The sequence below is a fragment of the Streptomyces sp. NPDC041940 genome, assembly GCF_055589465.1.
In genome coordinates this window covers 45274-62829 of record NZ_JBVJBP010000008.1, presented here as the reverse complement: position 1 = coordinate 62829, position 17556 = coordinate 45274, and the positions used below count along the sequence as shown (strand labels likewise).

16 protein-coding genes and 4 pseudogenes are annotated in these 17556 nt (G+C 68.5%); 12 read left to right on the top strand and 8 right to left on the bottom strand.

From position 1 onward, the window contains the following. Nucleotides 1-15: 15 nt before the first annotated feature. The 5 genes from uraD to ACZ6I3_RS16080 all read left to right on the top strand — a co-directional run bounded on the left by uraD (nucleotide 16) and on the right by ACZ6I3_RS16080 (nucleotide 4972). Entirely contained in the window at nucleotides 16-525 is a 510-nt protein-coding gene (uraD, locus tag ACZ6I3_RS16100; RefSeq protein ID WP_469415111.1) for a 2-oxo-4-hydroxy-4-carboxy-5-ureidoimidazoline decarboxylase, read from the top strand. Nucleotides 526-540: 15 nt separating this feature from the next. Continuing rightward, on the top strand, nucleotides 541-945 hold the full coding sequence (gene uraH, locus ACZ6I3_RS16095; RefSeq protein ID WP_469415109.1) for a hydroxyisourate hydrolase: 405 nt from the start codon (nucleotides 541-543) through the stop codon (nucleotides 943-945). Nucleotides 946-951: 6 nt separating this feature from the next. Further along, on the top strand, nucleotides 952-1875 hold the full coding sequence (pucL, locus tag ACZ6I3_RS16090; protein WP_469415108.1) for a factor-independent urate hydroxylase: 924 nt from the start codon (nucleotides 952-954) through the stop codon (nucleotides 1873-1875). A 108-nt stretch (nucleotides 1876-1983) separates the two neighbouring features. Beyond that, nucleotides 1984-3363 (top strand): 8-oxoguanine deaminase, encoded by a 1380-nt coding sequence (locus ACZ6I3_RS16085; protein ID WP_469415107.1) that lies wholly within the window; start codon nucleotides 1984-1986, stop codon nucleotides 3361-3363. Between the two features lie 226 nt (nucleotides 3364-3589). Further along, the gene (locus ACZ6I3_RS16080; protein ID WP_469415106.1) at nucleotides 3590-4972 is read left to right on the top strand and encodes a nucleobase:cation symporter-2 family protein; all 1383 of its coding nucleotides are present in this window, start codon (nucleotides 3590-3592) and stop codon (nucleotides 4970-4972) included. 13 nt (nucleotides 4973-4985) lie between these two features. Here ACZ6I3_RS16080 and ACZ6I3_RS16075 read toward each other — a convergent pair. Together ACZ6I3_RS16075 and ACZ6I3_RS16070 are read right to left on the bottom strand one after the other, a co-directional pair. Next, nucleotides 4986-5189, bottom strand: a pseudogene (locus ACZ6I3_RS16075) (helix-turn-helix domain-containing protein); the annotation flags it as partial. Nucleotides 5190-5404: 215 nt separating this feature from the next. Further along, on the bottom strand, nucleotides 5405-6541 hold the full coding sequence (locus ACZ6I3_RS16070; protein ID WP_469415104.1) for an amidohydrolase family protein: 1137 nt from the start codon (nucleotides 6539-6541) through the stop codon (nucleotides 5405-5407). Between the two features lie 466 nt (nucleotides 6542-7007). On the opposite strand from ACZ6I3_RS16070, the pseudogene ACZ6I3_RS16065 reads away from it, so the two are divergent. Then, nucleotides 7008-7815: pseudogene (locus ACZ6I3_RS16065) on the top strand (IS5 family transposase). 59 nt (nucleotides 7816-7874) lie between these two features. Then, nucleotides 7875-8033 carry a hypothetical protein gene (locus ACZ6I3_RS16060; protein ID WP_469415406.1) on the top strand — a complete coding sequence of 53 codons (159 nt, stop codon included), beginning with the start codon at nucleotides 7875-7877 and terminating at the stop codon, nucleotides 8031-8033. A 189-nt stretch (nucleotides 8034-8222) separates the two neighbouring features. On the opposite strand, the pseudogene ACZ6I3_RS16055 reads toward ACZ6I3_RS16060, so the two are convergent. The 4 genes and pseudogenes from ACZ6I3_RS16055 to ACZ6I3_RS16040 form a co-directional block, all read right to left on the bottom strand. Then, nucleotides 8223-8579, bottom strand: a pseudogene (locus ACZ6I3_RS16055) (inositol monophosphatase family protein); the annotation flags it as partial. A 36-nt stretch (nucleotides 8580-8615) separates the two neighbouring features. Continuing rightward, a complete protein-coding gene (locus ACZ6I3_RS16050; RefSeq protein WP_189721349.1) occupies nucleotides 8616-9038 on the bottom strand; it encodes an acyl-CoA thioesterase in 423 nt (140 codons plus the stop codon). 96 nt (nucleotides 9039-9134) lie between these two features. After that, on the bottom strand, nucleotides 9135-9773 hold the full coding sequence (locus ACZ6I3_RS16045; RefSeq protein ID WP_469415102.1) for a hypothetical protein: 639 nt from the start codon (nucleotides 9771-9773) through the stop codon (nucleotides 9135-9137). A gap of 106 nt (nucleotides 9774-9879) precedes the next feature. Next, entirely contained in the window at nucleotides 9880-11136 is a 1257-nt protein-coding gene (locus ACZ6I3_RS16040; RefSeq protein WP_469415100.1) for an MFS transporter, read from the bottom strand. A gap of 129 nt (nucleotides 11137-11265) precedes the next feature. On the opposite strand from ACZ6I3_RS16040, the gene ACZ6I3_RS16035 reads away from it, so the two are divergent. Continuing rightward, entirely contained in the window at nucleotides 11266-12150 is an 885-nt protein-coding gene (locus ACZ6I3_RS16035; protein ID WP_469415099.1) for a winged helix-turn-helix transcriptional regulator, read from the top strand. Nucleotides 12151-12207: 57 nt separating this feature from the next. On the opposite strand, the gene ACZ6I3_RS16030 is transcribed toward ACZ6I3_RS16035, so the two are convergent. Together ACZ6I3_RS16030 and ACZ6I3_RS16025 are read right to left on the bottom strand one after the other, a co-directional pair. After that, complete coding sequence (locus ACZ6I3_RS16030; protein WP_469415393.1) at nucleotides 12208-12405, bottom strand: DUF397 domain-containing protein; 198 nt, start codon at nucleotides 12403-12405, stop codon at nucleotides 12208-12210. Then, nucleotides 12405-13229, bottom strand: a complete 825-nt coding sequence (locus ACZ6I3_RS16025) for a helix-turn-helix domain-containing protein (protein WP_469415391.1) — start codon at nucleotides 13227-13229, stop codon at nucleotides 12405-12407. The genes ACZ6I3_RS16030 and ACZ6I3_RS16025 overlap by 1 nt, the downstream gene beginning before the upstream one ends. A gap of 196 nt (nucleotides 13230-13425) precedes the next feature. Between ACZ6I3_RS16025 and ACZ6I3_RS16020 the strand changes: the two are divergent. From ACZ6I3_RS16020 to ACZ6I3_RS16005, 4 genes and pseudogenes are all read left to right on the top strand, one after another. Then, nucleotides 13426-13884, top strand: a pseudogene (locus tag ACZ6I3_RS16020) (ATP-binding protein). A 30-nt stretch (nucleotides 13885-13914) separates the two neighbouring features. Next, the gene (locus ACZ6I3_RS16015) at nucleotides 13915-15105 is read left to right on the top strand and encodes a hypothetical protein (protein ID WP_469415098.1); all 1191 of its coding nucleotides are present in this window, start codon (nucleotides 13915-13917) and stop codon (nucleotides 15103-15105) included. A gap of 60 nt (nucleotides 15106-15165) precedes the next feature. Beyond that, a complete protein-coding gene (locus tag ACZ6I3_RS16010; protein ID WP_469415097.1) occupies nucleotides 15166-16422 on the top strand; it encodes a GmrSD restriction endonuclease domain-containing protein in 1257 nt (418 codons plus the stop codon). After that, complete coding sequence (locus tag ACZ6I3_RS16005) at nucleotides 16419-17549, top strand: AAA family ATPase (protein WP_469415095.1); 1131 nt, start codon at nucleotides 16419-16421, stop codon at nucleotides 17547-17549. Before ACZ6I3_RS16010 ends, ACZ6I3_RS16005 begins: the two co-directional genes overlap by 4 nt. Nucleotides 17550-17556 lie beyond the last annotated feature (7 nt).

Sequence of the window (17556 nt, the reverse complement as noted above, 5' to 3'; positions counted from 1 at the left end):
GCCACGGAGGCTCCCGTGACTTCCCCTTCCACGCCGCCGGGCCTGGCCCGGTTCAACACCGTCGAGGAGCACGCGGCCCGCACCGCGCTCCACGAGGCGTGCGCCTCCACGGCGTGGGCGAAGCGACTGCTCGCCGCCCGCCCCTACGCCACCCCCGAGGACCTGTACGTCGCGAGCGACGCCGCCATGGCGGAACTGACGGTCACGGACCTGGAAGAGGCCATGGCCGGCCACCCGCCCATCGGCCGCCCCAAGACCGGCGACCCCACCTCGGCCCGGGAGCAGCGCGGCATGTCCGGCGCCTCCGACGCACTCAAGGCGGAGATGCTCGAACTGAACCTCGCCTACCAGGAGCGGTTCGGCCATGTCTTCCTGATCTGCGCCACCGGCCAAACCGGCGAGCAGATGCGCGACGCGCTCCGGAACCGGATCGGCAACACGCCGGAAGCGGAGCGGGAGATCGTCCGCACCGAACTGGGCAAGATCAACCGAATCCGGCTCGCCCGCCTCGTCGAAGAAGACTGAAGAGGACGCCTGACCATGAGCACCAGCACCACGGCCTCCGTGTCCACCCACATCCTGGACACCAGCATCGGCCGCCCGGCCGGCGGCGTCGCCGTCCACCTGTCCGCCCGCTCGGGGCGTGCGGCGGAATGGCAGGCGCTCGGCGGCTCCGCGACCGACGCGGACGGCCGGTGCAAGGACCTCCCGGCCCTGCCGGAGGGCACCACCCACGTACGGCTCGACTTCGCGGTGGAGCCGTACTTCGAGAAGTCCGCGAACACGCAAGCCGATGCGCAGCAGGACGCCCCCGCGAATCGGGACAGCGGCGCCGGTGTGTTCTTCCCGGAGGTGGCGATCACGTTCGCCGTCGTACCGGGCGAGCACTACCACGTACCGCTGCTGCTCAACCCGTTCGGCTACTCCGTATACCGAGGGAGCTAGCTAGAGATGCCCACGATCCTGGGACAGAACCAGTACGGCAAGGCCGAGAACCGAGTCGTCAAGATCACGCGGGACGGCGCCACCCACCACATCAAGGACCTGAACGTGTCCGTGTCGCTGAGCGGCGACATGGAGGAGGTCCACTACTCCGGCTCCAACGCCAACGTCCTGCCGACCGACACCACCAAGAACACGGTGTACGCGTTCGCCAAGGAGCACGGCATAGAGTCCGCCGAGCAGTTCGGCATCCACCTCGCCCGGCACTTCGTCACCTCGCAGGAGCCGATCAAGACGGCCCGGATCCGCATCGAGGAGTACGCCTGGGAGCGGATCGAGGCCGCCGACGCCAACTCCCGGTTCATCGGCGCCGACGAGGTCAAGCACTCCTTCGTCCGCCAGGGCCAGGAGACACGGCTCACCCAGATCACCTACGACGGTGAGCGGTGGGAGGTGATCTCCGGTCTGAAGGACCTCGTCGTGATGAACTCGACCAACTCCGAGTTCTGGGGCTACGTCAAGGACAAGTACACGACGCTGAAGGAGGCCCACGACCGCATCCTGGCCACCCAGGTCTCGGGCCGCTGGCGCTTCAACTGGACCGACGACGACCAGCGCATGCCCCACTGGGAGAAGTCCTACGAGCAGACGAAGAAGCACATGCTCCAGGCCTTCGCCGAGACGTACTCGCTGTCGCTCCAGCAGACCCTGTACCAGATGGGTTCGCGGATCATCGAGAACCGCGGCGAGATCGACGAGGTCCGCTTCTCCCTGCCGAACAAGCACCACTTCCTGGTCGACCTGGAGCCGTTCGGGCTGAAGAACGACAATGAGGTGTACTTCGCCGCCGACCGCCCCTACGGCCTGATCGAGGCGACGATCCTGCGGGACGGCTGCGAGCCGCGCATCCCCGTGGACCTCACCAACCTCTGACGCTTCCTCTTTCGGCACCCATGGCCGGGGAACCCGTCTCTCCGGCCACGGCACTCAAACTTCCGGGGTCCTGCCGTGCCCACTCCACATCAGCGCAAAGGACGAACCATGGCAGCAGACCGGCGCATCGTCATCGAGAACTGCGCGATCGCGACCGTCGACGCGCACGACACCGAGTACGCCTCCGGGTACGTCGTCCTCGCCGGCAACCGCATCGAGTCGCTCGGCGCGGGCACGGCCCCCGAGGGCCTGGCGAACGTCGTACGCCGTATCGACGCCTCCGGTCACCTGGTGACCCCCGGCCTGGTCAACACCCATCACCACTTCTACCAGTGGATCACCCGGGGCCTGGCCACGGACCACAACCTCTTCGACTGGCTGGTCGCGCTGTACCCGGTCTGGGCGCGCATCGACGAGCGGATGGTGCGGGCGGCGGCCCAGGGCTCGCTCGCGGTGATGGCCCGCGGCGGCGTCACCACCGCCATGGACCACCACTACGTCTTCCCGCACGGCTCCGGCGACCTGTCCGGCGCGATCATCGGCGCCGCCCGCGACATGGGCGTCCGCTTCACCCTCGCCCGCGGCTCCATGGACCGCAGCGAGAAGGACGGCGGCCTGCCCCCGGACTTCGCCGTCGAGACCCTGGACGGCGCGCTGGCCGCGACCGAGGAGACCGTCCGGCAGCACCACGACTCCTCCTTCGACGCCATGACCCAGGTCGCCGTCGCGCCCTGCTCGCCGTTCTCCGTCTCCACCGAACTGCTGCGGGACGGCGCCCAGCTCGCCCGCCGTCTCGGCGTACGGCTCCACACCCACGGTTCGGAGACCGTGGAGGAGGAGAAGTTCTGCCACGAACTGTTCGGCATGGGCCCGACCGACTACTTCGAGTCCACCGGCTGGCTCGGCGAGGACGTGTGGATGGCGCACTGCGTCCACATGAACGACTCCGACATCGCCGCCTTCGCCCGGACGAAGACCGGCGTCGCGCACTGCCCCTCCTCCAACGCCCGCCTCGCGGCCGGTATCGCCCGCGTCCCGGACATGCTCGCGGCCGGCGTCCCGGTCGGCCTCGGCGTCGACGGCACCGCCTCGAACGAGTCGGGCGAACTCCACACCGAGCTGCGCAACGCCCTCCTCATCAACCGCCTCGGCCCGCACCGGGAAGCCGCCCTGAACGCCCGTCAGGCCCTGCGCCTCGGCACCTACGGCGGCGCCCAGGTCCTGGGCCGGGCGGCGGAGACCGGCTCGCTGGAGCCGGGCAAGCTCGCCGACCTGGTCCTGTGGAAGCTGGACACGGTCGCCCACGCCTCCATCGCCGACCCCGTGACCGCCCTGGTCTTCGGCGCGGCGGCCCCGGTCACCGCCTCCTTCGTCGACGGCCGGCAGATCGTCGAGGACGGGCGGCTGCTCACGGCCGACGAGGACGCCATCGCCCGCTCCACGCGGGACGAGGCCCAGCGGCTGGCGAGGATCGCCGCGCAGGGCTGAACACCCCCATGACTCCGGCCGGGAGGGACGGCTCCCGGCCGGTGGCCGTGGACCCGAGCGGGGACCACGGCGCCGTCTCCGGGGCGCGCGCGCATGGACGCGCGTGCCCCGGAACGGTACGAACCGTCCGCCGCATGTCCGGTCCCGCACGACCACCCGCACCACCTCCCTGACACCCACGGCAGCGATGCGACGCGGCCGTGTAACCGACCGGAGGGACGCCGCTGTGGCCGACCACCCCGTTGACGAGAAACTCCCCGCGCTCAAGATGGCGACGACCGGCCTCCAGCACGTGGCCGCCATGTACGCCGGAGTCGTCGCCCCACCCCTGATCGTCGGCGCGGCCATCGGCCTGAACGCCACCGACCTGACCTTCCTCACCGGCGCCTGCCTGTTCACCGCGGGCCTCGCCACGTTCCTGCAGACCCTCGGCATCTGGAAGATCGGTGCCCGGCTGCCCTTCGTCAACGGCGTCACCTTCGCCGGTGTCGCCCCCATGACCGCGATCGTCGCCTCCACCGAGGACAAGTCCGACGCCCTGCCGGTCATCTTCGGCGCGGTCATCGTCGCCGGACTCCTGGGCTTCGTCGCCGCCCCCTTCTTCAGCAAGGCGGTGCGCTTCTTCCCGCCGGTGGTCACCGGGACGGTCATCACCCTCATAGGCATCTCCCTGCTCCCGGTCGCCTTCGGCTGGGCGCAGGGACCCGACCCGGCGGCGCACGACTACGGCTCGGCGACGAACCTGGGGCTGGCCGCCGTCACTCTGCTGATCGTGCTGCTGCTGCGCCGCTTCACCACCGGCTTCGTCAAGCAGATCGCGGTGCTGCTCGGCCTGGTCGCCGGCACGCTGATCGCGATCCCGTTCGGCGCCACGGACTTCGGCCCGGTCGCGGACGCGGCCGTCATCGGCTTCCCGACCCCGTTCCACTTCGGTGCCCCGCAGTTCCAGCTGGCCGCGATCATCTCCCTGTGCGTCGTCATGGTGGTCTCGATGACCGAATCGACCGCCGACATGCTGGCGTTGGGCGAGATAGTCGACCGCCCGGCCGACGAGAAGACCATCGCGGCCGGTCTGCGCGCCGACACCCTCGGCTCGGCGATCAGCCCGCTCTTCAACGGCTTCATGTGCAGCGCCTTCGCGCAGAACATCGGCCTGGTCGCCATGACGAGGATCCGCAGCCGCTACGTCGTCGCCACCGGCGGCGGCTTCCTGGTGCTGATGGGCCTCTGCCCCATGGCCGCGTCCCTGATCGCCGTCGTACCGCGCCCGGTGCTCGGCGGCGCCGGCGTGGTCCTGTTCGGCTCGGTCGCCGCCAGCGGCATCCAGACCCTGGTCAGGGCCGGCCTGGACAAGGACAACAACGTCCTGATCGTGGCCGTCTCCCTGGCCGTCGGCATCATCCCCATCACGGCGCCGGCGTTCTATCACGCGTTCCCTGAAACGGCGCGCATCGTCCTCGACTCCGGCATCTCGACGGGATGCGTCGCGGCCGTCCTGCTCAACCTGGTCTTCAACCACCTGGGCAACAAGGACGCACGGGACGTCACCCACCCCATGGAAGCGGGCGAGGAGATCACCGACGCGAGCCGGACCCCGGCCACGTCATGAGGGCGCCTGGTGCTGCAACGAGCTTGCGCAGCGACCAGCGGGTGAAGGGCTGGCTGAGCTTGATGGGGCGGGTGGTGGCCGTCTGGATGATGAAGTCCTCGTCGTCAGGTCTGAGTTGGCGGGGACAGCCTCCCGCCCACTGAGGGTCCGAGCAGGCCAGGCCGATCCCGTTGAACCGGTGAATGACATCGCGGACGGTGTCCTCGTCGGCTTGCAACCGCGGAGTGGTAGGCCTTGTCCGCGCGGACCTTCACCGGTCGGCTGCGGCTGGTTCCGCGCCGGGAGCGGACGGCCGGTATCCCCAGGATGATAGGACACGGCCTGAGAAGAGCATGTATGAGACCGCGTTATGGGGCAGCCGCGCATCGCATGCTTCGGCCGTACTCTCGCCTAACAGCAAAGCATTCTTTCACTCCGGCCGACGCTGGCTTATCACTCCACGGGCACTTTCATTCTGAACAGTTTCTCTGCATTTCGGAACGCGATCTTTTCCTTGTCTTCGCGTGGCAAATCGACTCCGCGGAACCAGTCGGTCTGCTCCTTTATGTTCGCGAACGGGTAGTCGGTTGCGAACATCACTCGATCCACGCTTATGTACTTCAGCAGGAGATCGAGCAGTTCGGTCTGGGGGAATGCGCTGGTTGTGACCCAAAAGTTGTCCTGGAAGTATTGCCCGATGGGCTTCTCGAGCGAGTCTTTGGTCGGCTCGCCCATGTCATTGACGATCCGCTCGTAGTAGAAGGGAAGACCTTCGCCCATGTGGCCGATGATGATTTTCAGTTTGGGGAATCTGTCGAAAACCCCGTACGCGATCATCCGAATGCATTGGGTCAGCACCTCCTGGTGCCAGCCATACCCAGACCCACTGAAAATGTAGTCTTGGTACTCTTCCGTGTATTTAGACCGTGTGGTGCTGTAGTAGATCTTGAAGACCTCGTCAGCTGGATAGCCGGGATGCAGGTAGATCGGCACATCGAGAGCAACGGCACGTGCCAGCACGGGCTCGAAATCGGGATGATCGAGATACTTCTTCGCGATGTGTCCGTTGGTCAGTGCGCCCAGGAAGCCATCTTCCCGCACCGAGCGTTCCAGTTCGTCCGCCGCCGCCTCCGGGCTCTGTAAGGGCAAGGTGGCGAAAGCTCTGAAGCGGCCCGGATATTTGGCGATTGGCCCGTCTACAAGTTGCCGGTTGAGACGATGGGCAAGGTCGATGCCCCTTTGCCCAGGGATATTTTGTGCGGAGGGTGTATGGGCAGAGAGGATTTGAACGTTGAGTCCCCCCGCATCCATATCGCCGATGCGGCGTTGACCTAGATCCGAAAGGCCAATTTCCTCAAGGAACGCTATGTGATCCTGATTGATGGAGTTCAGCTTCAACAACGTAGGAGTCGAAAAGGTCTCCTCCGTGCCGATGAAGGGCAGGTCCTGGTCCCGCCGTGAAATGTCCGAAGTCTTGTCCGAAGTCGCGTTCTCGCTCGCTTCCGAGGCAATGGCGTACGTGGACAAGCCGGCACCAATGCCAAGTGCCGTGCTGGCGGTGAGAAAGCCGCGGCGTCCCATGGGTTTCATGTCAGTCCCTCTCTTCAGGCGTTTGTGCGGTGAGGTATCCGTACGGCATCCGTCTGCGAAATACTTCAGGGAGTCTTCGTATCCTGCTCGCGCACCGCGGCAGCGCTCAGGTCGAGGAACCGCTCGCCGGTGCGCAGCGGCTGTGGTGGAGCTGACGACCGCCCGAGTGCGCGCTGTGCGGGCCGGCTGCGGCGGGCCCCGCACTGTTGTCGGCGTGTGACCCTGCATGCGGCGACAGGGAACGCCGTCGCCAGCGCCCTGGTGGCCGCCTCGAACCGCAACCGGCCGGGCTGCGCTTTCCCCGATGGTGATGCGTCGACTGCCGTCACTAGCCTCCCGCATACGGGTTGCATGGCTTTTCCGCATGCCTACTTCCTACCGAGCGAACCTGAGGCGAACGTTAGAGAGCTGCTCACGCGCTCTGCTGAGACCGTGTCCTACGTGGTGAGGCGTCGTTGAGCTCGGCATGGGGCGGGGCACGTGGAGTTGGGTCGTTCCGGACGGGTTGTGGGAGATCGCGAAGCCGCTGATCCCGCCGTCGAAGGTGCGGCCGCAGGGTGGCGGAACGCAGGACACGCCTGATGAGACGCTGTTATCTACGTCCTGGTCAGCGGCTGTGCCTGGCGTCAACTGCCGCCTTGCTTCGGCATATCGAAGTCGACCGCCCACCGCCGGTTCTTGATCTGGTCGAGAGCCGGCTTCTGGGGGCGGCTGCATGAGGCCGTGCTGCACCGGCTCGATGACGCCGGCCTCGTCGACGTCACCCGCGTCGTGCTGGACACCGCCCATGTCAGGGCGAAAAAGGGGGCGAACATACAGGTCCGAGCCCCGTGGACCGGGGCAAGCCGGGTTCCAAGATGCACATCCTGCCGGACGCAAACGGCTTGCCCCTCGTTGTCGGCGTCTCGGCCGGCAATACCCACGACAGCGAAGGACTGAAGCCGATGGTGGAGGGTCACCAAACGAGACACGACCCCCACAACGGCCGGTACTTCAAGCCCCAGCGTCTGCACGCGGACAAAGCCTACGATCGGGCCGACCTGCGCAGATGGCTCCGCGGCAAGCGCATCGGTGTCCGCATCGCCCGCAAAGGGATCGAGTCCAGCGAACGATTAGGACGCCGCCGCTGGGTCATCGAGCGGACCATGTCCTGGCTGTCCGGCTACCGAAGACTCAGCCCCCGCTACGAACGCGGCCCCCGCAATTACCTGGCCTTTCTCGGCCTCGCCGCAGCCATGTGCTGCTACAAGCGACTCGTCCGCCTCACCACGTAGGACACGGTCTAAAGTCGAGTACTCGTACGACGGCGACGGCAACCTTGTAGGTGTAGGTGGTGCCGCGCGGGCAGCCCTGGTCAGCGGGCCGCTTCTCCTACGCCAAGGAGGAGAAGTCCGGAACGGTCACCGACTCCTGGCAGTACTGCTACGACCTGTCCGGCAACCTCACCTCGCAACAACGGTGCAGGGGCGCCGCTGATCGGTTTGGCCCCTGACGCTGCGCATCTGCGCCCCGCTCCATCGGGACCGACTCCTCGCGGTAGCCGCCGTGCTCATGAGCTCGTCCGAGAAAGCGCCTCGTCTCCGGCAGCTTCAGCTTCAATGCTGGGGACGAGGCGCTCTGGGGGAGCCTGAACTACAGCACGATCCGGATGTGCTCCACGTCGGTGAACTCCACGCTCAGGCAATCGGGTGGTCGGCGTGGGCGTCAGCAGTGCGTCGTCCGACCTGTCATGCCGCACCCAGGCGATCTCCCCGTCGGTGAAAAGGGCCTCGCCGCTGAACGGGTCGGCCACCGCCGCCGCCCCATCGCGCAGCGCCACATTGACGGCCACCAGCATGTTGCCGACGGCGTAGTTCAGCGTGCCGCACAGGGGATCCACCAACCACTGGCGGACAGTGTCGGCGGCACCCTGCTGCCCGCCCTCCTCGCCGAGGATCGCCTCCTCTGCCTCCACGTCGGCGGCAGTGGCAAAGTCTCCGGCACCCTTGTCAATGCGGCTGAGCCGCTGGCCGTACATGTTACGGACCACGTCCGCGATGAGTCGATCATGCCGCGCAGATTTCCGGTCAGAGCACTAGAGGCCGAACAGGCCCGGGTCCGTGGCCAGTTCCTTGAAGACCTTCGCGGGGTCGGCGACCAGTCTGCGTTCCTTGAGGTCCAGGATGCCGCCGACCGCCGTGATCTCGGCGGCCACCGTGCCGTCGGTCTTGCGGACGGTCTGCTCGATACGGAACGTCTTGCCGCTGCCCCAGTCGAAGGCGCAGGTCACCTCGACCTCGTCGCCCGCGAGCAGCTCACGCTTGTAGCGGATGGTCGTCTCCAGGGCCACCGGGCCCACGCCGGTCCCCGTGAGCGCGGACTGGCTGATCCCCGCGGCGTGCAGCAGCGACCAGCGGGCGTGCTCCGCGTAGTTCAGGTACACGCTCTGGTTGAGGTGACCCTGCACGTCGGTCTCGTAACCACGGACGGTCACAGGGACGGAAAACGGCTCGCTCACGGCATTCCCTTCTCGCACCGGACTCTGACGCACCGGACTCTCATGCACCGGACTCTTCATGCATCGCACAACGATCCACCGATCTTGGCATGTCCATCACGCTCGGCGCGGCGAAGCCAGGAGATACCGGGTTCCGGTGCGCGGTTCGCGGTGGTCACTCACCTGCCAGCCTGCCCCCTCCAAAGTGGCCGCGCAGGCGCGCAGCGCCTCGCCGTCCGGCTCGTGCACGGCCACGGCCTCCGGCTGCGGGGTCGTCCGCACGCGGTACCCGGAGACGCCGGGCCCTGGCCCGGCCGGCTGCTGACCGGCCGCCTCCAGGGCGAGCGCGGCGGCCTCCGCCAGATGCGCCCGCTCCCAGCCGCAGGGCCGGTCCGTGGCCCCGTCCGGGTTGGTCATCCGGCGCAGCTCCAGCAGCCCCTGCCAGGCGCTGTGCACCTCACGGCGCCGGGCCGGACGCCCGGTTTCCGGCGCCGTCTCCTCGCCCCCGACGCGCGCCGCGAACACCCCCGTCGACGCGGGGGCCTCACCGGCCGGCTCGGGCGCCCCCGTCACGCCCTGCCGGACCCGGTGCCCCTCCGGCGTCAGAAAGTGATCGTGCGGCGGCCGGGGGTGCCGGAAGGCAAGACCGCGCTTCACTAGCGCCGTGAGCTGCGCCTCCGTGCCTCTGAGCCGCCCGGTGACCGGGTCGGCGGCGTCGATGACACGCCGCTGCGCGACGGTCGGCGGTCGGGTCACGGCGCGCTCCTCTCCGGCCTCGGACAGTCCCCGGGGCACTCGCCCCACCTGCTCGAAGGCTACGACCCGCCACTGACAATGCGCGCCGGAGCTCGGGGCGTCTGTGTCAGACCAAGTCCCGGCGGCGGCCCACGGGTGCCGTGAGCAGGTACAGCGGCGGCAGGAGAGCGGCTGAGCACACCATCCACAGCGTCGCGTGCGTCCCCGCGTATGTGGCGAGCAGGCCGGCGGTGAGGGCCCCGAGGGGCTGGGCGCCCCAGGAGACGAAGCGGACGGTGGCCATGACCCGGGAGAGAAGCGCGGGCGGAGACTCGGTCTGGCGGTGGGTGCGGGTGGTGATCGACCCGATGGCGGTGCCGAAGGCGAAGCCGGCGCTGCCCAGGGCGAACCAGTACGCGTCGGCGGCGGATGTGGTCAGCGGGGCCAGCAGGGCGGCACCGCCGCCCGCCAGTGCCGCACCGACGAGGCCCCGGGCCGTGCCGAACCGCCGGGTGAGCCGGACCGCCACCGCGGATCCCGCGAGAGCGCCCACTCCGTCCATGGCGAGCACCAGGCCGAGTTGTGCGGGCGTCAGTCCGGCCTCCCGCACCAGGTACAGGGGGGTGAGGGCGACCAGGGCGGCGCAGACGAAGTTCGTGGCGGTGGCCCAGAGCATGCAGGGCAGCATCACCGGATGCCTCGTCACATACGTCCAGCCCTCGCGGATCAGCCGGAGGGTGCCGTCGCCGGAGGGCGGAGCGGGACGGCGCTCGGGGAGGGTACGCAGCAGTACGGCGGAGAGCAGGTAGCTGGCCGAGTCCACGAGCAGTGCGCCGACCGGGCCCGCGGCGTGCACGAGGAGACCGCCCCCGGAAGGCCCGCCGGTCTCGGTGACGGCGTGGGTGCCGGACATCAGGCTGTTGCGGGCGGCGAGCTCCTTGTCCGGGACGATGGCGGGCAGGAAGGTCGAGTTGCCGATGTCGAAGAGTACGGTCGCGGCGCCGGTGACCAGAGCGGCGAGCAACAGGTGCTGGTAGGTGAGCCGGTCGAGCCACCAGGCGAGCGGGATCGATCCGACGGCGGCGAACCGTACGAGATCGAGGGCGACCTGGAGCCGGCGGAGCGGGACGCGCTGGGCGATCACTCCGGCCGGGAGGCTGAGCAGCAGCCAGGAGATCTGTCCGGCGGCGGCGAGCAGGGCGGCCTGTAACGCGGTGGCGTCCAGGACCGTGAGGGCGACCAGGGGCAGGGCGAGGGCGGTGACGGCTGTGCCGGCGCTGCTGACGGTGGCAGCGGCCCAGTAACGCCAGAAGACGGCCGGAGGCGGAGTCGCGTGGTGAACGCTGCGGAGATCGCGCTCCGGGACTGTCGGCGTCTCGCTCATACGATGCCCACCCTTCAGTGAGTCTCTTTTGGGAACTTACTCGACCACAGGTCAGTTCCTATCCGGAACTGACCGTATGGCGCAAGATGGTTGAAAGCCCGGACGTCGGATCCGCGAGACAGGAGACCCATGGTCAGGTCGGTGCCCGAGCGGGACGCCGCCTGTGCGATCGCGCAGGCGGCGGCGGTGGTCGGCGACTGGTGGAGCCTGCTCCTGGTTCGGGAGGCCGCACGCGGGCACCACCGGTTCGACGTGCTTCAGGAGGAGTTGGGGATCTCCCGGAAGGTGCTGACCGAGCGCCTCGCGCACCTGGTGGAGGCGGAGATCCTGGAGAAGGTGCCGTATCAGCGCGGCCCGGTGCGGTACGAGTACCGGCTGACGGAGAGCGGGCGGGGGCTGCTGCCCGTGCTGCTCTCGATGCAGGACTGGGCGGACCGCTGGCTGCTCGGTGACGGCTCGCTGAGCGGCACGGCCGACGGGGAGAGCGCGGAGGCGCTGCGGGTGGCGGGCCTGGTGGGTGAGCGGCTGCCGACCCTCGAACTGCCGGGGCACCGGGACGGTGAGTCGCTGGACCCGGTGGCCGAGGCCGCAGCCACCGTGCTGTTCTGCTACCCGGCGACCGGCCGCCCGGGTCCGTTGCCGGACGGGTGGGCCGACATCCCGGGTGCCATCGGCTGCACGCTGGAGAACCGGTTGTTCCGGGACGCGTACGACGACTTCCGCGCGGCGGGTGCCGAGGTGCGCGGCGTGAGTACCCAACGCCCGGACGAGCAGCGGGTGTTCGCGGTCGAGGAGGGCATCCCCTTCACTCTGCTCTCAGACGTCGACCTGCGCCTCGCCGCCGCTCTGCGCCTTCCGGTGTTCCGCGCCGGGCAGACACTGCGGCTGAAGCGGGCGGTGCTGGTGGTGGACCGCGAACGCGTCGTGCGTCAGGCGCGCTTCCCGGTGACGGACATCCCGGGGGCGGTGCGCGAGGCGCTGGCGGTGGTACGGGCGGTGGCGGCGGGGAACTGAACGTGCCGACGCCCCGGGCCGGTACGGAACCGGACGCGGGGCGTCAGTGGGAGTACTTCAGTGATCCGCGGCGTACGAGACGAAGGCGGCCCACTGCTGAGCCCCGAAAGCGAGTTGCGCGCCCTGTACGCGCTTCGAGTCCCGTATGTGAATGCTCTGGGGCGCGAAGGCGACTTCCACGCACTCCGGGCCCTCGTTCGTGCTGTAACTGCTCTTGAACCACTCCAGCGCGGTCCCCGCCGAGGGGTTGGACATCATGTCTCTCCCAGCACTTTCTCGATGAAGGCCAGCGACTCACGGGGTGTGAGGGCTTGGGCGCGGATGATTCCATAGTGGATCTCAAGGAGCTGGATGTCTTTGGGATGTGAGATCAGCCGACTGATGAGGTGGGCCTCGTTGTGTCCCACGGTGTCCCCTTCCTTGAGCCGGAGCATCTGGAACGGCCCTCCGAGACCGGCGTGGTCCTCACGATCCGTGGGCATCACCTGGATCTCCACGTTTCGCCGCCGGCCGACCTCCAACAGGCGTTCGAGCTGCCTCCGCATCACCATTCTGCCCCCGAGGGGGCGGCGCAGTGTCACCTCTTCCAGGACGAAACTGAAGACGGGGCTCGGCTGCCGGTCGAAGATCTCCTGCCGCGCCAGGCGCGCGGCGACGAGCTGTTCGACCTCGTCCTCGGCGAAGGGCGGACGCCGCATCCCGTACAACGCTCCCGCGTACTCCGGTGTCTGGAGCAGGCCGTGGACGACGGAGTTGGCATAGGCGCACAGCTCGACCGCCTCCGCCTCCAGCTTCGCCAGATCCCGCACCTTCTTCGGATGCCGGGCCTCCTCCACGTCCCTGCGCAGCCCGACGATCAGTCCTCCGGCGTCCAGCACTTCATCGGCCGCCTCCAGAAACGTCCGGCTCGGCGCCCGCCGCCCCCGCTCCACCGAGGACACCTGTTCCTCGCTGTACCCGATGGCCGTCCCCAACTCGGCCTGTCGGAGCCCTTTTCGTTCGCGGCAGGTCTTGATGACCCGGCCGACCGTCCGCAGTACTCCCGCCGACTCCTCGTCGTCGGCACCGTACGGCTCCATCCCGTCCCCGCTCCGCGGCCCCTGCACCGTCACGCCCACGCCCGGACACCTCCTTCTGTCGCCCGACTCCAACTCCCCGTCGTCGCACCGCGTAACGCCACGCCGCCCGGACAGAGCCGGACAGCTACCGGACAGTGACGCTGCGTACCGCCTGCGTTGCTGGTCAGCGTAGAGACATCCGGCCACGCTGAGTGACATGAACGCCGATATTGCTGACTCAACGGAACCGTGCCTCGTGTCCACCCGCGAGTTCACGGTCCGTCTCTCGGTCACCCCCCAGGGGCGCCCGTCTCGCCCGTCGCCTCGCGGTCGAGCAACTCGACCGCTGGGGCTGGCCGTATGACGGTGAGTCCAACCGCACGACTTCACTCCTCGTGGCGGAACTGGCCACGAACGTGATCCGGCACGGCCGGTGCGAGGCCGTGACTTCCGCCTGCGGCTGAGTCTCTACCCAGCGGATCCCGCCCTCCGTATCGAAGTCACGGACCCGCGCCCCGACCGCCGCCCGCCCGCACCCGGCACCCTCCCCGCGCTATGCCCCGACCTCGACGCCGGCCGAGGCCTCCTCCTAGTCGAAGCCCTGTCCACCCACTGGGGAACGTCCTGCGGCGACCCCTACACCAAGACGGTCTGGTGCGAAGTCGCCCTGGGGTGACTGTCAGTGGCGTCTGCGACTCTGTTCGTCATGACGCGGACGGAATTCGGGAGCCTCGCGTTCTTCTGGGGCTGGTGGACCGTCTACGAGGCGGTATGGATCGCCGTACAGTGGCAGAGTCGTTCCCGCGTGCTGGGCGGCGCCGTGTATCGGATGCCCGGCGTTCGGCGCATCGGCCGCAGCGCGGGCGAGAGGCGTGTCGAGGCACTGCTCGCGGAGTTGGAGCGGAGGGGCGTACCGGCGGAAGGCAGGCCGGACAGGGATCAACTCGTCGACCGGTGGCACCGTATGGCAGCCGGGCGGTGCGTCTCCGCACTGCTTCAGGCGGTTCCGCTCCTGGTCGCCGTGCTCCCCTTCGCGTGGACGACAGTGATTGCCCCGGCAACGCCGACACCTCTCTGGATGTGCGCGGCCGTCGCGGGTTTCGCTCTTGTCTCCATGACACTCATGGCCGCCGACGAACGGGCGTCCGTGGTCTCCGACGCGGCCGGAACCGTCACGGTGGAGGCGGTCCGGTTCCTGGAGACGCTGCTCATACAGGACGGTCGCCGTGGACAGGCCTCGGCCCTCGATGTTCACGCCAGAGTGTTCGGACGTCTGTGCCACGCTCTGCGCGCTCAGGCGCGGCACACGGCTCGCAGGTTGCCGCCGGCCGCCCGCGATCGCATGCGGGACATGACGGAACGCCTGACCGCGGCCCTCGCCGACGCCAACCAGCGCTACCTCTTCGGCGAAGGACCCGACCGTGATGCCGCAGCACGCGATCTGTCCCGGCTGGCTGCCGGCGCCCTGCGCCACAGCTGCCGCCCGCGCACCCAGCGTGACAGCCTGGTGATCGTCGACGCCGCACTCCTCGCGGACGCGCCGGAGCCGGATTCGGCGGGTGTGGCGGCCGAGTCGCTCGGGAGCCGTCTGCGGGCAGGGGCGGGTCGGCTCGTCTTGGCTGCGGGGCTCCTCGCCGGGGCGGTCCTCCTGCCAGGAGGGGGAGCGGCTTCGGAGCTGCTCGCGGCCGCGGGCCTCGCGAGTCTCGCCCTGGTCTGTCCGCCACTCCGGGAGGCACTGCACCGGGTCAGGGACCTGCTCGTCAGCTCGTTCACCGAGAACACGGCGCCGGAGCCGGCCACCGGCGTGCCGAGTCCGCCGGCGCCCGCCTCGACCACGCCCTGCCCTCACTGCTCCGACCACTCACCCGTCACCGTGGGATCACGGCCGGTAAGGTGAGATATCGCCAGGACCGATACAGGGCCGGGCATGGCACGAGGGCGAGGGCGACGAGACGACATGGCCGGGCTGGAGGACAGCAGCCAGGGGCGCACGCGGGACCGAGGGTCTGTGTACGAGCGGTACCAGGGAGGTGCCGGAGCGGAGTCCACACAGGAGCCTCTCGCGTTCGCCCTGGAGATGACCGCCGATGGCCATCCGACCGACGTGGAGCGCGAGGAGGCGCCGGAGCGGATCACCTCGCCCTTCGACCCGGACCACATCGACATCGAGACACGCACGACCACGGTCGACCTGCTGTTGTCGCGACTGCGCAACGATATGGTCGACCTCGCCCCGGACTTCCAGCGCCGGGCGGGCATCTGGACCGACGAGAAACAGAGCCGGCTCATCGAGTCGCTCCTCCTGCGCATCCCGATTCCCTCCTTCTACGCGGCCGAGAAGAAGGAGGGCAGCTGGGCCATCGTGGACGGCATCCAGCGGTTGACGTCGATCGCCCGGTTCGTGGAGCCCGTGACCGTCGGCAAGCCTCCGCTGCTGCTGAAGGGGCTGGAGTACCTGGTCGGCTTCGACGGGCAGGGCTTCGGTGACCTCTCCGGGAAGCTGCAGATCCGTCTGCGGGAGACCGAGGTCGTCGTCCACGTGATCCGGCGCGGCACCCCGGAACCGGTGATGTTCAACGTCTTCGCCCGGCTGAACACCGGCGGTGAACCCCTCACCCGGCAGGAGATCCGGCATGCGTTGATTCCCGGCCGGGCACGCGCCTTCCTCGCCGAACTCGCGGAGACCGACGCGTTCCGCAGGGCAACCGGACACAGCGTCGTCGGGGATCGTATGGCCGACCGCGAGATGGTGTTGCGGTTCCTCGCGTTCCGGCTGATCGCTCCGCAGGACTACAGCCGGGGCGATTTCGATGGCTTCCTCGCCGAGGCCATGCACCGGATCAACCGCCTCGGTGCCGACGGGGAGCAGCGATTGCGGGACGAGTTCGAGCAGGCGATGGTGGCGGCCCGGTCGATCTTCGGCGACCATGCGTTCCGCAAGTACCGTCGCGGTCAACGGCGTAAATCCCCCATCAACAAGGCCCTGTTCGAGAGTGTCTCGGTGAACCTGGCGGCGCTGACCCCAGCCGAATGCGACGAGCTCATGGAGTGGGATCTCACCCTGGGCATCGCCCACTGTCTGGATGACCCGGACTTCGAGCGGTCCATCTCCGTGAGCACCGGTGATCCGAAGAGGGTGCACACGCGCTTCGAGGCGATCGAGGAACTGTTCCTCGACGTGCTGAGCGATGTCAGGAAGGAGCGAGAGGCGTGATCACCGGACTTACCATCGTCAACTTCAAGGCATTCCGCCGCCTGGAACTCCCCCTTGGCCCGCTCACCCTTCTCACCGGCCTGAACTCGTCGGGCAAGAGTAGTGTCCTGCAGTCACTCGCCCTGCTTCGCCAGTCGTTCGGACCCGATCGACTGACCTCCCCCGACGAGGGGCTGTTGCTCAACGGCGAGCTCGTGGACATGGGCACGGCGCGAGACGTGCTGCATGACGATTTCGGCCCTGCCGACGATCTGCTTGCCACCGACGCGCCCGTGGTGGGCTTGGTGGTCGAGGCGGAGATCACCGGCAGGTTCATCGCCCGTTACGATCTCCACGAGCCCGACGAGGATGTCATGGAGGCATACGACTTCCCCGGGGCCGCGGCGGTGCCGTTTCTCGGCCTGCCCTTCCAGTACCTCCATGCGGACCGCATCACCCCTGCCGTCACCTACCCGCGCTCCCGTCAGATCGCCATCGACCGGGGCTTTCTCGGTGTGCGAGGCGAACACACCGTCAACTACCTTCGGCACAACGCCGAGCGTGAGGTTCCCGACGGCCCGCTCCGCCACCCTCGTGCCATCTCCCCCCAGCTCGTGGACCAGACCGTTGCCTGGATGCAGGAACTCTGCCCCGGCGTGAACCTCCAGGCCTCCGCGATCGAGGGCACCGACTTCGTCCGCCTCTCCTACGGCTTCGGCGGTACCGCCGGCATCAATGCCACCCGCCGCCGCCGCCCCACCAACGTCGGCTTCGGCCTCACGTATGCCGTGCCGATCGTGGTCGCCTGCCTCACCGCGACCCCCGAGAGCCTGATCCTGCTGGAGAATCCGGAAGCACACCTGCACCCCAAGGGACAGACCCGGGTGGCGGCTCTGATCTCCGCTGCCGCCGCCGCGGGCGCCCAGCTGGTCGTCGAGACGCACAGCGACCATGTCCTCAACGGCGTGCGCATCGCCGTCAAGCGGGGTGAGTTGCAACCGGACGACGCTGTCATCCACTTCTTCCGCGGCAACGGCTCGGGTGCCGAGGTCATCAGTCCCCGCGTCGACAAGGACGGCATGCTCGCCCAGTGGCCCGAAGGGTTCTTCGACGAGTGGGAGAACTCGCTCGACGAACTGCTGGACTGACGACGGG

Bases quoted from the DNA above. Each gene is read 5' to 3' on its own strand.
- uraH (WP_469415109.1), top strand. From the start codon at position 541: ATGAGCACCAGCACCACGGCCTCCGTGTCCACCCACATCCTGGACACC.
- pucL (WP_469415108.1), top strand. From the start codon at position 952: ATGCCCACGATCCTGGGACAGAACCAGTACGGCAAGGCCGAGAACCGA.
- ACZ6I3_RS16085 (WP_469415107.1), top strand. From the start codon at position 1,984: ATGGCAGCAGACCGGCGCATCGTCATCGAGAACTGCGCGATCGCGACC.
- ACZ6I3_RS16070 (WP_469415104.1), bottom strand. From the start codon at position 6,541: ATGAAACCCATGGGACGCCGCGGCTTTCTCACCGCCAGCACGGCACTT.
- ACZ6I3_RS16040 (WP_469415100.1), bottom strand. From the start codon at position 11,136: ATGAGCGAGACGCCGACAGTCCCGGAGCGCGATCTCCGCAGCGTTCAC.
- ACZ6I3_RS16035 (WP_469415099.1), top strand. From the start codon at position 11,266: ATGGTCAGGTCGGTGCCCGAGCGGGACGCCGCCTGTGCGATCGCGCAG.
- ACZ6I3_RS16030 (WP_469415393.1), bottom strand. From the start codon at position 12,405: ATGTCCAACCCCTCGGCGGGGACCGCGCTGGAGTGGTTCAAGAGCAGT.
- ACZ6I3_RS16025 (WP_469415391.1), bottom strand. From the start codon at position 13,229: ATGGAGCCGTACGGTGCCGACGACGAGGAGTCGGCGGGAGTACTGCGG.
- ACZ6I3_RS16015 (WP_469415098.1), top strand. From the start codon at position 13,915: ATGACGCGGACGGAATTCGGGAGCCTCGCGTTCTTCTGGGGCTGGTGG.
- ACZ6I3_RS16010 (WP_469415097.1), top strand. From the start codon at position 15,166: ATGGCCGGGCTGGAGGACAGCAGCCAGGGGCGCACGCGGGACCGAGGG.